The organism is Bacillus sp. LSHTCR4 (genome assembly GCF_057197025.1).
Map to the genome: position 1 here is coordinate 1889976 of NZ_JBXUNO010000001.1, position 13681 is coordinate 1903656.

Sequence of the window (13681 nt, forward strand, 5' to 3'; positions counted from 1 at the left end):
CACTTTATTTAGCTAATTTTTGAAGTTCTTCGAAGAATGTAGGGTATGATACACCTACTGCTTCTGCGTCTTCAATTGTTGTTTTTCCTTCTGCTAGACAGCCGGCAATCGCAAGCATCATTCCAATGCGGTGATCACCATAACTATTAACTGTATTACCTTTTAGAGCTGATTTCCCGTAAATAATCATCCCATCGTCAGTTGCTTCTATACGAGCTCCTAGTTTCGTTAACTCTGCAACGACTGTATCAATACGGTTCGTCTCTTTTACTTTTAATTCGTGTGCATCTTTAATAACTGTAATTCCTTCTGCTTGCGTTGCCGCTAATGCAATTACAGGAATTTCATCGATTAATCTAGGGATAATATCTCCACCGATTTCGATTCCTTTTAATGAAGATGTTTCAATTGTAATGTTTGCAGCTGGTTCTGATGATCCTTCGTTAATTGGCTCTACAGTGAACGTAGCACCCATTTTCTCTAAAACATCAATAATACCTGTACGAGTTGGATTCATGCCTACATTTTGTAATACTAGTTTACTATTTGGAATAATTGCACCTGCTACTAAGAAAAATGCAGCTGATGATACGTCACCTGGTACTTGAACATCTGTCGCTGTTAACTTTTGTCCACCTGCTAGTTTCACTGTCTTTCCTTCGCGAGTTACTGTAACGCCAAATGCTTCAAGCATTCTTTCCGTATGATCGCGGGAAATATGTGGTTCTGTAACAGCTGTTACACCTTCTGCACGAAGTCCAGCAAGTAAAATAGCTGACTTTACTTGTGCGCTTGCTACCGGAGAAGTGTATTCAATTGCTTTTAAATCTCCACCACGTATTGTGAGCGGTGTAAACGTTCCTTCTTCGCGCCCATCAATGTTCGCACCCATTTGTTTTAATGGATTCGTTACACGTTTCATCGGTCTTTTTGCAATAGATGCATCACCTTGTACGCAAGAGAAAAATGGTGTATTTGCCAAAATTCCTGACATTAAACGTATAGTTGTACCAGAATTACCAACATCTAATACAGCTTTCGGTTCTTGCAGGCCTTCTAATCCTTTCCCAACTACAGTGACTTCATCACCGTTTTGCACGATGTCTACTCCCATTTCTTTAAAACAAGAAATTGTACTTAAACAATCTGCGCCGGGCAAGAAACCTTTAATAGTTGTTTTTCCTTCTGCAATCGCGCCGAACATAACAGCGCGGTGAGAAATCGATTTATCTCCCGGAATTGTAATGTTGCCACTTAATCCGTTATTAACAGGTTGTATCGTTCTTTCCTTCACGTTTTCACCTTCTCATTTAAATTGTTTCATACGTTTGATATTTTTCTTCTCCAAGCGCTAGCTTTGCTTTCGTACGATCTTCTTCTCGTTGGAAGCTAATACGTAATACCCCAAGTAATCCTTCACGCGCTTCTAATATTTGCAAGTTCGTAATACTAATTTCCTCGCGAGCCAAAATACTCGTAATATGAGCCAATGCCCCTACTTTATCTAAAACATCCACGTATAAGTCGTGATAGGCAGGGATTGCCCCTCTCTTTCGTACTGGTAAAGAGTCACGGTATTCTTTCGCTTCTGTAAAATAGTTTTGAATCTCGCCTGCATCTCCGGTAGAAACTGTATCATATAAATCTTCCATTTCAGAGATCCACTCTTTTAATAATACCATTAAATGCTCACGATTTTGCTTAACAATATCACTCCACATTTTCGGACTACTAGATGCGATACGTGTAATGTCTTTAAATCCTCCGGCAGCTAGTTGATGAATGAGTGGATTATCTCCTGCATGTTTCTCCACTTGCTTTACTAATCCAGCGGCAATAAGATGCGGGAAATGACTTACAATCCCTGTTACATAATCATGTTCTTCTGTATTTAAAACAAGGAAATGTGACCCTGTTCCTTTTAACCAATCTTTTAACTCTTCCACATGTTCATTTGGCACATGATTCATTGGCGTTAAAATATAAAATGCATTTTCAAATAAATGCGCTTTTGCACTTTCCACTCCCGTTTTATGAGAACCTGCCATTGGATGTCCACCAATGAAAGAAATTTCCTTTGAAAATAAAGCTTCCGCTTCGTTCATAATTGTTCCTTTTGTGCTACCAACATCGGTTACAATAACATCTTCTCGTAAACGAAATGACGCTAATTTGTGTAATAACTTCTTCGTTTCTTCAACTGGAGAAGCAAAAATAATTAGATGTGCCTCTTCACATGCATGTTGTAAATCTACTGCTATTTCATCTACTACGTGTAATTCTTTTGCACGCTCTACTTGTTCTTGAAATATATCATAACCTGTTATCGTTACATCGTGCTCTTTCTTAATTGCTAATGCGAGAGAGCCTCCGATTAAACCAGTTCCAATTAATACTACCTTTTTACGCATTTGCCTCATCTCGAGACTTTCTTTTTTTATTTTCAAAGTGTTGTTGTAACACTGAAATCACTCCTTCATTTTGCTCCCTTGTTCCGACTGTAATACGGACGCCATTTGGGAACGGACGAATAATAAATCCTGCGTGTGCACAAGCTTCATAAATTTCTCCAGCATTCTCAACTGGCAAGAAGATGAAATTTGTTTGCGATGGATAAAATGGAATATCATTTTCCTTACAAAAGCTCTCGTATTGTTGTAATCCCTCTGTATTCACACGAACTATTTCTTCAATAAACTCGTCATCACCAAAAGCAATCGTAGCTGCTTTTTGCGCTAATGAAGATACGTTAAATGGCAAACGTACGACATTTAATTTCTCGATTAGCTCTTCCTGTCCAATCGCATATCCAACACGGAAAGAAGCTAATCCGTAAGCTTTAGAAAATGTTCTAAGTATAAGAATATTTTTATATTTTTCTAAAAGCGGTAATGTCTCTGGAAAATCTTTTGCTGTTACGTATTCATAGTACGCTTCATCAATGACAATTAACGTATTTTCACTAATCCCTTCAATGAATTGAGTCAATTTTCGGTCATTCACATATGTGCCTGTCGGGTTATTCGGATTACAAATCCATACGATTTTCGTATTATTATTTACCGCTGACGAAATTTCGTCTAAATCGTATACACCGTTATTTAATGGAACTTCATTCACTTCACACCCTTCAATAATTGCATGATGACGGTACTGCGGGAATGTTGCCCCAGCCGTTACGATGTTATCTCCTGCTTTAAGTACTGCACGACTTATTATTTGAATGACTTCATCTAAACCACTACCGCAAAGTACTTGTTCCATTTGTACATGTAACTTATTTGCAATTGTTTGACGAAGCGTTGTAGCACCTCCGTCAGGGTATAAAGCATGGTCCAACCACGATTTTTGCAACTCATCTAAAACACGTGGTGAGCAGCCGAATGGATTTTCATTCGATGCTAATTTCACAAACGAATGATCTCCGTACGCTTCTTTCATTTGTTCAGGTGATTTACCTGGTTTATATGGTTGTAATGATGATAGTTGATCCTTTACTTGCATGTTAAAACCACCTTTTTATTAAAATTCTTTTGCGTATTTATTATGTTGCGTAATGTTTTGCTGAATTAACTCCATACGATCTTTTCCGAATTGTTCGACTAGTGCATGTGCAAGTTCCCATGCTACAACAGATTCAGCTACTACACCTGCTGCTGGTACTGCACAGCTATCAGATCTTTCAATACTCGCTTGAAATGCTTCTTTCGTATCAATATCAACACTTGCTAACGGTTTGTATAATGTAGGTATTGGTTTCATTACACCTCTTACGACAATTGGCATTCCCGTTGTCATACCGCCTTCTAAACCACCGGCATTATTCGTTTTTCTCGTGTATCCTTGTTCTTCATCCCATAAAATTTCATCGTGCACTCTACTTCCTGGCTGTCTTGCTGCTTCAAAACCAACGCCAATTTCAGCACCTTTAAATGCATTAATACTCATAATTGCACCAGCAAGTTTTGCATCTAATTTACGATCGTAATGAACGTAACTACCAACGCCAATCGGCATTCCTTCCGCAATGACTTCAACAATGCCCCCGATCGAATCTCCGCTACTTTTTGCATGATCAATCGCATCCATCATCTCTTGTTCTACTTCTTTATCTAAACATCGAACTGGTGAGTTTTCAGTAATTGTTTGAATTTCTTCAATTGACAAGTTAGAAATATGTTTTGCTTGTACTCCACCAATTTCAAGTACATGCCCTGCAATTTCTACGCCTAATTCTTTTAAAATTTGTTTCGCAACCGCACCAGCAGCTACACGAACTGTCGTTTCTCTTGCAGATGAGCGCTCTAGTACGTTTCTTATATCACGGTGACCGTATTTAATTGCTCCATTTAAATCCGCATGTCCTGGACGTGGTTTCGTAATTGTACGTTTCATGTCTTTACTTTCTTTTTCCGAAATTGGTTCTGCACCCATTACTTTCGTCCAATGTTTGAAATCATCATTTTTTACGATTAACGTAATTGGTGAGCCAAGTGTCATCCCATGACGAACCCCACTTACAATTTCAACTGTATCCGTTTCAATTTGCATACGTCTTCCGCGTCCGTGCCCTTTTTGTCTTCTTAATAATTCTTTATTTATATGTTCCGCCGCCAGCGTTAAACCTGCTGGTACACCTTCTAAAATAACTGTTAACTGCGGTCCATGTGATTCTCCAGCTGTAACGTATCTCATTTCTCTTGCCCCTTTACTATTTTTTTGTACAAAAAAGTCCCTACTGAGCGCTCAGTAGGGACGATGTTCATCGCGGTACCACCCTAGTTGTAGACTTCTTTCGTCTACCTCTCTTCTTCTTTAACGATCATTAGACCGTCTTTCCCATCAAAAGTTGACGAAAAAGATGCTCCAAGGCTGTAATTCATGCTTATCTTTGTACTGATTCACACCGACCATCAGCTCTCTTTAACAGTGAGATAAGCACTACTGTTTCCTCTTCAGCGCATTTATGATATGGAATTAAGATAATTTATTTTTGAATCCTTTTAACTCTTCCATGAATTTATGGAATTCTGGAATATCCATTTGTTGTGCAGAATCTGATAATGCCACTGCTGGGTCTGGGTGTACTTCAGCCATTACTGCATCTGCGCCAATTGCAAGTGCTGCTTTCGCTGTTGGTAATAATAAATCTCTACGGCCAGTTGAATGCGTTACGTCAACAACAACTGGTAAATGTGTTTCTTTCTTTAAAATCGGTACTGCTGAAATGTCTAATGTGTTACGTGTTGCTCTTTCGTATGTGCGGATACCGCGCTCACAAAGAATAATTTGGTCGTTACCTTGTGCAATGATGTATTCCGCTGCATTAATGAACTCATCAATTGTTGCTGCTAATCCACGTTTTAATAATACTGGCTTGTTAACTTTACCTACAGCTCGTAGTAAATCGAAGTTTTGCATGTTACGTGCACCAACTTGAATTACATCAACGTAGTCTAATGCCATTTCAACATCGTTTGGATTTAAAATTTCACTAATGATCGCTAAGTCGAACTCATCTGCTACTTGGCGTAAAATTTGTAATCCTTCTACTCCTAAACCTTGGAAATCGTATGGAGATGTTCTCGGTTTGAAAGCACCACCGCGCATTAATTTTAAGCCTTGGTCTTTCATCGCTTGCCCTACTTGGCGAACTTGCTCTAAGCTTTCGACCGCACAAGGTCCCATAATGAACGTTTGTGTTCCGTTACCAATCAATTCACCTTTTACATCAACAATTGTGTTTTCTTGTTTCTTTTTACGTGATACTAGTAATGCTTTACGGTTATCATCTTCTTGTAATTCTAAGCTAGCTTTGAAGATTGTTTTGAAAATATGTTGAACCGTTGACGTTTCGAATGGTCCTTCGTTATTCTCTGCGATCATATCAAGTACTTCACGCTCACGTACTGGATCAAAACGTTTCGTACCTTGTACTTGCTTTTGCTCTCCAATTTTTTGAACGATTTCACCACGTTTGTTTAAAAGGTGTAATAATTGTAAGTTAATTTCATCTACCTGTTTACGTAATTGATCTAATTCATGATTTGCCATTTGGAAATCCTCCTCTAATGTTTTAAAAGTATAGTAAGAGAATGAAAAATTCTCTATTTTCTGAACTGGTCAATTATACAAATTTAAAGTGGAATCGATACCTCTTCTTATTTTAAACTAATAATTAGTACAAAGACACTATCTACTAGTTAAAAACCCACTTTTTTTGTACAAAAAATCCCTACTGATCCAATCAGTAGGGACGATATTTATCGCGGTACCACCCTAGTTGTAGACTTCTTTCGTCTACCTCTCTTCATTGTTAACGATCATCTGACCGTCTTTCCCTTCATAAAGATATATACTATCTTTACTACGAAAAAGATGCTCTAGGACTGTAATTCGCTCTTGTTTTTGTACTGGTTCACACCAACCACCAGCTCTCTGTTACAGGGAAACAACAACTACTGCTTTTCCTTTCAACGCATGCATATTTAATTTTCAAGTTGGGCCACTAAAATACAAAAAGTCCCTACTGAATAAATCAGTAGGGACGATATTTATCGCGGTACCACCCTAGTTGTAGACTATCTTTCCGTCTACCTCTCTTCACTGTTAACGATCAATTGACCGCTTTTTCTTCATAAAGACAATTCTATCTTTACTATGAAAAAGATGCTCCAAGACTGTAATTCATGATTATCCCTGTACTGGTTCACACCAACCACCAGCTCTCTGTTACAGTAAGACTAACCACTACTGTGATCTCTTCATTGCACTTTGTTTATTCAAATGTTTTTTGAAATTGAATAAGTATGATTCGTATTATAGAACGCTTTTCAAAACACTGTCAACAACTTTTTATATATTTTTTAAAATTCCACTTTCGTCCTACATATCTTCTTGTAAATTCTCCATAACAATTCCGATGCGAATTATCTCATTATCAATGGCATTTATTGCATGTTTTTCTACTCTATACCCGATTAATAATTCTTTTATTTGAATGATTTCCGTTTCAAGTAAATCCGCTTCCTGAAGCGTTTGCAGTAAAGTGAAAAATACGTTTGCATACAACTCTTTATACATCTTTATACTCTCTGTCTTTTCAAGTATTTCATTAAATAACTGTTTTAACTCCGTTTGATTTCCCTTTCCACCTACGTCAGAAAATGATTTACAAATTATCGATAACCCTCTTTCTACTATTTCATCCATAAATAAAATAATACGTAAAAGCATTACATATTCTCTAGCTGTGATTTCACCCATTTTCGGTCGTTCTCGCAAAAATATACTGAGCCAAGCTGCCCAAAATTTTTGTTGTTCTCTTGCACTTAACGTTTTGACGTAATAGCATAAAAACTGCATAAATTTAATTTTATTTTCTTCATTTTCTCGTATAAGTAAAGGGTATAACCAGTCTGTTTTTTGTTCCCAATACAGTACACATTTAATAAATACAAAACTGAGCCATTTTAAGAAAGCTTCCCTCGTATGCGGATGTAATACTTCCAAATGTTCTACTGCATACTTAATAAATCGCTTCATTTCTGTAAATAAAGGTAAATTGATTTGTGTGTAACATAAGCCGGCCCATGCATATTTCGTAATCTCATTTTCCTTCTTTAACTCTAAGTACGGTAACAAATATTTTCGGCACCATTGCTTCTCAATATGATAAAGAAATGTAATATCTGCTACTAAACGAGCTATCATAAAATTTGTCCGTTCTGTACTAATTCTTACTTGTTCTTCAAACAAAAATAAATATTCATACACATTACGATCGTATAAATGATCATATGATAACAGTTTTAATAGTACAGCTGTCATTTTCCCAGCAGGATGCTGAATCGATTCATTGTAAAAATCTTGTTTTCCAAGCTTAAAATCTGTGTCACTTTTCATGACTTGAGGGAATACCGAAAAAGCAAATCGTTTTACATTGCGTATACTATTTTCCTCTAACTCTTCTAATCGATTACTAATTTCATATAGAAAGCTACTAATTAACCAATGAAAAGCAGTATTTCTAACGAATTTCTGTAATAGAGGAATAACTTTTTGTATTTGTTCATTTGTCAGTCCTCGGTTATTTCGCCACTCTCTAATACAAACAAACCAAACTTCATTACTTATTTCGTGCATACCTACTAATTGATAAGCAAATGAAATACTCCATTCTGTATTCAATTTACATGCTTTCGATAACATCTCTAAAAAATGACGTTGTTCAAACACACCGTCTTGAGAAAATTGACGGACTTGTTTCATAATTTCTTCATCTTTCAGCTGCAATAATCCATCGGCAGTTACATTACAAGTAATACTTTGTTCTGCGGCCTCTTTCTTTTGTACACTGTATCGATCAGAATGAAAGTGAGGATGTTTTTGCTTCATTACCTCATAACCTTTTGCTGTAGATGGACTATTTGTATCACAATTGAATAATAAATCTAAAACGAAACAAACATCAAATGCCCTCTCCTCTGCAAGATCCTTTAGTACAATTTGAATGACTTCTTCTTTTGTTTTTTCTAAAGAGAGTGCGTAATGATTTTTTATAAGTTGAAAAACTTCGTGTTTATACGTGACATCTAAAAGAATCCCTTCTTGTAATAACCATTTTATTTTCTCATCAGCGCTAACAAATATATTTTTATTCATCGCATCAATTGCAATTCGGTTTTGAAGTATGCTGTTTGCTTCTATCATTTCTGTAATATAATAATTTGCTTTTTTCTCATTGTTTTCACATAGATAGGCTAAACATTCCTTTACAATTTGAATTAAAAATGCAAGATCATTTTGCTGAAACTCTTTTTCCGCATTTTCTTTATCCCTTTTTTTCAGTGCCGTTTGCCTTAGTGATAACATTCGCATCTTCTCTATTCCCATCATCATAATGGGAACGGCGTAATAAGAAATATGCGGTTTCATCTTTTCGTTCCAAATTTGCTCCACATAAGAAAATATAGACACGGGTAAACGACTCGACTCCTCAAGTTCTATTGATTCCCCGGTATCATTTCCCCACTTTCTTTCACGCTTCAACTTAAGTTTTCCGTCCAAAATAAACGTTAATAACAATAAAGCGATTTCTTTATGCTCAGGAAAAGAACATTTTTGCAGTAAGTAAGAAATTGTTTCGATCGATTTACTATCTTTTTCAGCTGTTTCTACTAAAAGCAGTGTCCATCTTGCAAACAACAACGGGTCCATTTTCATTTTCGTTTCGTTTAAGTAGCTACAAATTGTTCTCCATAATAAAGGAGATATTTTTGAGTGATTTTTAAATATCAATTGAAATAATTCTTTTTGATGACTAAAAAGAAATTGTTCCACTAACCATTTTGCAAGTAATTCATCTACCTCGTTATAGTTTGATGTAATTAAAAATAAATTTTGTAATTTCCCTTCCGCTTCAAGCCATTCCACCCATTCATAATCATGAGCAAATTCAACGAAGTAGCGGACTGTTTCAATTTTTTTTATGGATTGTTTTATGTATGATAATTGTTCCTGCTCTACTGATGGCGGAACTGTTACTATGTCACGAATTCGCATTCGTTTTGTAATATAATTATCACCCATTAACTCAGCCCATCGTTTCACTGCTTTAACGAGAGACTGATGATTATTTCCTTTATTCGGATACACGATTGGCCGTATTCCTAAATGCTCCCAGTGGTACGTGTTTTCCCCTTGTGCGACAAATGCATAACGCCTTGTACTTGGTGGTAAACCAGTTGCTAAATATTTCATTACTGGATCATTATGGCTATATCCAACGAACAAAACGGTATAATTCGAGAATAAATCAACTAAAAATCTTCTTGCCCATCCTTCCGTCAAGTAAGCCCTTCCAAAATCACCATCTGTTAAAATTAATGCTTCTTTCTCTTGTTCTATATTACCATGTATGTAAGCGAGTCCTTTAAACGCTCTACCTGTAGGTAACGCAGGTGCGTAATATACGTTTAATTCTCTATTCATTTCTTTTATCGCAGTTGTAAAATGTCGATCGAAATTTGTCGTTACAATTCGAACTTCCGTGTCTAAAGGAAACAACCTCGGAATTGCATAATGAAGCGGATTCGGTTTTGACTTTTCTATATGAACTAGATCTCTGGCAACTTGATGTACATCTTTTGATTTCGCAATTTTACCAAGATAATAATCATGTGGTTCTGTTATTTCACGCTTTTCTACATATAACGTTTTCGCAATTTCATCAACAAGATCATCAAAATTCGGTAAGTTTGATTTCCCTTTCATAGAAACTCCCGCTCCAACAAATAATACTAACTTTCCCTGTTCAAGATGATCAATTAACTCGTCTGGAATTTCTACTTCTGAAGTAATCCACACCCAGGATTCCCCCTTACCTAAAAATGTCATATACCCTCATTTTACTATAACATTTTTTCTTTGTTTTTTTAATATTTAGACAAAGATAGAACATGAAAAAGTTTTATGTAAATATATTCGTTACAGTGTATGAACTCCTAAATTTATTGTAAAACTATGTATAAATCGGAGGTGTAAATATTGAATGATTTTACTGTAGTGCTTATCAAGTTTATATCGTGCATTATCGCATTTAGTATTGGACTCGCTTTATTTTTCCCTGCAACATTCGTCCAAATTATTTCATTTAGTCTCTTTGTAACAATCGTATCTTATATGTTCGTTGATAAAATCATATTAAATCGAATCGGCAATACTGGTGCCATTATGTCGGATTTTCTACTAACGTATTTAAGCGTATGGATTTTCGGTAATATTTTATTAGACAATTACATGCAAATTGCATGGGGCAGTTTCCTTTCCGCTATTGTCTTTACATTATCTGAAGTAATCGTTCATCGTTTTTCTGGCTCTCACACAAGGCACCACAACGATAATATTCGTATTAATCGTCGCTTCGCATATGGTACGGAGTTTGCGGAAGAACAGAATATATTGGATAAGGATAAGAAGAAGTAATCTTTTGATGCAGGAGCGCCCTTTTTAATTATGTGGTGCTCCTTTTTTGTGTTTTCATTATGGTATGTGAAATTATATCGACGTGTATTCAAATATATCTATCGTAACTTGAAATATATCAATGCTCATTTCAATATATCGACGTTTCGACAAACAATATCGATTTCCCGACATTATTTGTCACGATTTCCTCTAATAAAAAAACTGCCTCTTATTTAGAGACAGTTACTTTCAAATCTTTTAATGTAACGACATCAGCAAACGCTCCAAACACTACGTTATGATGTTTCACAATGTCTTCAGCACGTAATACTTCTGTATCAAACGTACTATGTGCATCACTCACTAACGTTACTTTATACCCTTCACTAAACGCTCTGCGCGTTGTCGTATCCACACAGTACTGCGTCTGCATTCCTGAAATGATAACATGATCGATTCCCTTGTCTTGCAATACTTCTTTTAGGTTCGTCTTGTGGAATGAATCCGGAGTCGTTTTTTCAACCACACAATCCCCTTCTAGTGGAGCGATTGCCGCATGGATCTTCCACCCATCTGTACCTTTTTCTAACGGATGGTCTTTCGGGCCGTTATGTTGGACATAAATTACCGGAATATCATTTGAACGGCATTCCCCAATAAGCTCTTGTAATGTCTCTAAAAACTTTTCCCCATTATGTACTGGCATTCCTGCTGTATACATACCTGCTTGCACATCGATTACGATTAATGCTTTTTTCATATCGCACAGCTCCCTTTGTTTATATTCCATCATCCAACAATCTTCTAATACCCCTTCATGCAGTTCATGTTCTTTTAAAATCTTTACCTTTTTAAATCCGCATTTTTCATAACACTTTATTGCACGTTCATTATTTACTTTCGGGTCCATTGCGATTGCTTCTGCTCCCGTGTTCTCCATAATATATGTAATTGCTGCCTGAACAAGTTTAGTTCCAATGCCCTTTTCCCAATAGGCGGGTTCTCCGATAAATTGATCCATTCCCCATACATTTTGTGATGCTTCATAGTCATATAAAGTTTTCCACTCTGAATCAACTGGATACATTTGAATATAACCGATCGGCATACCATCAAACTCTATTAAGCATCTTTTTTCATGACTATTTGGATTATGTATAAAATGATCCAGTACCATTTCTACTGATTGCGGATTATCTCGTCCTTCATAATACTGCAACACTTCTGGGTCTGTTAACCATTTTGAAATGGTTGATGCATCCTCTTCTACTACATACCTAACCGATACATTATCTTTTTGAAATAGCATATAGTACCTCTTTTTAATTATTTATATTTTTTCTTGTAGTGAAATCTTTCATTGCCCCTATTAGTGCGTATGGTAACAATGTAATCGCAAAAAAAGCTGTAAACATATTAAAATGAGGGATTTTATATGGCGTGAACCATTCTGTGAAAAATTGAGAATTTAATACTCTATTTAAAAATTCTCCGCTAGATCTAAAGTTTGGTGCCCATGCAGTTACTTCACAAATAATAAACAACAATTGTACAATTATAAATGCCCCAAGGTAGCGAAACCATATTCTTTTCCAAATTGGCTGCGCCTTATTTAATTTTGCTTCCATTTAGCCCCCACCTTTTTTATTTGCATCCTATTAATTATACACTTTCTACGTTTCATTTGTTAAAATTTTCTATATAATCATTCAAGTTTTGGGGATACATTATGTCTAATCCTATACTTAAAACAACTTTAATCATCCTTAGAGGAAACTCCGTAAGTGGTAAAACAACAATCGCAAAAAAACTGCAAGAACATTTCGGACAAGGTACACTTTTAGTATCACAGGATGTTGTACGTAGAGATATGCTTAGAGTACACGACACGATGGGGAATTTATCACATGATTTACTATTTGAAATTACAAAGTACGGAAAAGGAAAATGTGAGTTTGTTATTTTAGAAGGTATTTTAAACAGTCGTAGATACGGTGATATGCTGAAAGAATTAATACATTATTTTGAAGGAAACGCGTATACATATTACTTTGATTTATCGTTAAAAGAAACGATTCGACGACATAACACAAGGGAAAAACGGCATGAATTTGGTGAGGATTCCCTAGAAAAATGGTATAATCCACACGATACAATTGAAGTTGCTAGAGAAACTATTTTTACAGATAACTTCACGCAAAAAGATATATTTGATGCGATTCTTAATGATATTATGGTACGAAAATAAGACCGACAGAATATGTCAGTCTTATTTTCATTATGTTATATTCTACATTTATTATAAAATTTTCACTTTAACAGTTTGTCTTCCCCAATTCATAGCCTTACTTTTTGAACCCATTAAAACATCAATGCGATTACCTTTAATTGCACTTCCAGTATCTCCAGCGATAGCTTCTCCATAACCTTCTACCCATACTTTAGATCCTAATGGGATTACTTTCGGATCTACTGCGATAATTCTCATATTCGGATTAGCCGTTAAATCATGCCCCATCGCAGTTAAAACACGTCCACCATATGTACCATTCTCACTTGGATCAGCAGTATACGCTGTCGCTACTACCGTTAATTCACGTTTAGCAGACTGTATGTTGTTTTTAGATACTTCTTTCGCTCTCTCTTCTTCTTTTGCTTTTGCTACTTCTCTTGCTCTCTCTTCTTCTTTTGCTTTTGCTATTTCTCTTGCTCT

Annotated in this window: 11 protein-coding genes, 1 pseudogene and 3 other annotated features; of the genes and pseudogenes, 2 read left to right on the forward strand and 10 right to left on the reverse strand. The window is 36.0% G+C overall.

What is annotated here, in order from left to right:
• Positions 1-4 precede the first annotated feature (4 nt).
• The 6 genes from aroA to AC2CGR_RS09830 form a co-directional block, all read right to left on the reverse strand.
• Complete coding sequence (gene aroA / locus AC2CGR_RS09805) at positions 5-1294, reverse strand: 3-phosphoshikimate 1-carboxyvinyltransferase (RefSeq protein ID WP_087964472.1); 1290 nt, start codon at positions 1292-1294, stop codon at positions 5-7.
• A 16-nt stretch (positions 1295-1310) separates the two neighbouring features.
• Complete coding sequence (gene tyrA / locus AC2CGR_RS09810) at positions 1311-2411, reverse strand: prephenate dehydrogenase (RefSeq protein WP_087964473.1); 1101 nt, start codon at positions 2409-2411, stop codon at positions 1311-1313.
• Positions 2404-3504, reverse strand: a complete 1101-nt coding sequence (hisC, locus tag AC2CGR_RS09815; RefSeq protein ID WP_131102424.1) for a histidinol-phosphate transaminase — start codon at positions 3502-3504, stop codon at positions 2404-2406. Before hisC ends, tyrA begins: the two co-directional genes overlap by 8 nt.
• Before the next feature lie 18 nt (positions 3505-3522).
• The gene (gene aroC / locus AC2CGR_RS09820; protein ID WP_087964475.1) at positions 3523-4695 is read right to left on the reverse strand and encodes a chorismate synthase; all 1173 of its coding nucleotides are present in this window, start codon (positions 4693-4695) and stop codon (positions 3523-3525) included.
• A 53-nt stretch (positions 4696-4748) separates the two neighbouring features.
• Positions 4749-4968, reverse strand: a binding site (T-box leader).
• 9 nt (positions 4969-4977) lie between these two features.
• Entirely contained in the window at positions 4978-6054 is a 1077-nt protein-coding gene (locus AC2CGR_RS09825; protein WP_001273581.1) for a bifunctional 3-deoxy-7-phosphoheptulonate synthase/chorismate mutase, read from the reverse strand.
• Positions 6055-6249: 195 nt separating this feature from the next.
• Positions 6250-6486: a binding site (T-box leader), on the reverse strand.
• Positions 6487-6540: 54 nt separating this feature from the next.
• Positions 6541-6777 (reverse strand) — a binding site (T-box leader).
• Positions 6778-6885: 108 nt separating this feature from the next.
• Positions 6886-10398: a DUF4020 domain-containing protein gene (locus AC2CGR_RS09830; protein WP_270185042.1), complete on the reverse strand. Its 3513-nt coding sequence runs from the start codon at positions 10396-10398 to the stop codon at positions 6886-6888.
• 150 nt (positions 10399-10548) lie between these two features.
• Between AC2CGR_RS09830 and AC2CGR_RS09835 the strand changes: the two genes are divergently transcribed.
• Positions 10549-10986, forward strand: a complete 438-nt coding sequence (locus AC2CGR_RS09835) for a YndM family protein (protein WP_029438738.1) — start codon at positions 10549-10551, stop codon at positions 10984-10986.
• Positions 10987-11197: 211 nt separating this feature from the next.
• Here AC2CGR_RS09835 and AC2CGR_RS09840 read toward each other — a convergent pair whose 3' ends face one another.
• The 3 genes and pseudogenes from AC2CGR_RS09840 to AC2CGR_RS09850 form a co-directional block, all read right to left on the reverse strand.
• On the reverse strand, positions 11198-11728 hold the full coding sequence (locus tag AC2CGR_RS09840; RefSeq protein WP_240687598.1) for a cysteine hydrolase family protein: 531 nt from the start codon (positions 11726-11728) through the stop codon (positions 11198-11200).
• 15 nt (positions 11729-11743) lie between these two features.
• A pseudogene (locus AC2CGR_RS09845) lies at positions 11744-12277 on the reverse strand (GNAT family N-acetyltransferase); the annotation flags it as partial.
• A 13-nt stretch (positions 12278-12290) separates the two neighbouring features.
• Positions 12291-12596, reverse strand: a complete 306-nt coding sequence (locus AC2CGR_RS09850; RefSeq protein WP_087964478.1) for a YfzA family protein — start codon at positions 12594-12596, stop codon at positions 12291-12293.
• Between the two features lie 101 nt (positions 12597-12697).
• On the opposite strand from AC2CGR_RS09850, the gene AC2CGR_RS09855 reads away from it, so the two are divergent.
• Positions 12698-13216, forward strand: a complete 519-nt coding sequence (locus tag AC2CGR_RS09855; RefSeq protein ID WP_270185041.1) for a kinase — start codon at positions 12698-12700, stop codon at positions 13214-13216.
• A gap of 51 nt (positions 13217-13267) precedes the next feature.
• On the opposite strand, the gene AC2CGR_RS09860 is transcribed toward AC2CGR_RS09855, so the two are convergent.
• A partial coding sequence (locus AC2CGR_RS09860; RefSeq protein WP_484480780.1) for a 3D domain-containing protein occupies positions 13268-13681 on the reverse strand: 414 nt, incomplete at its 5' end.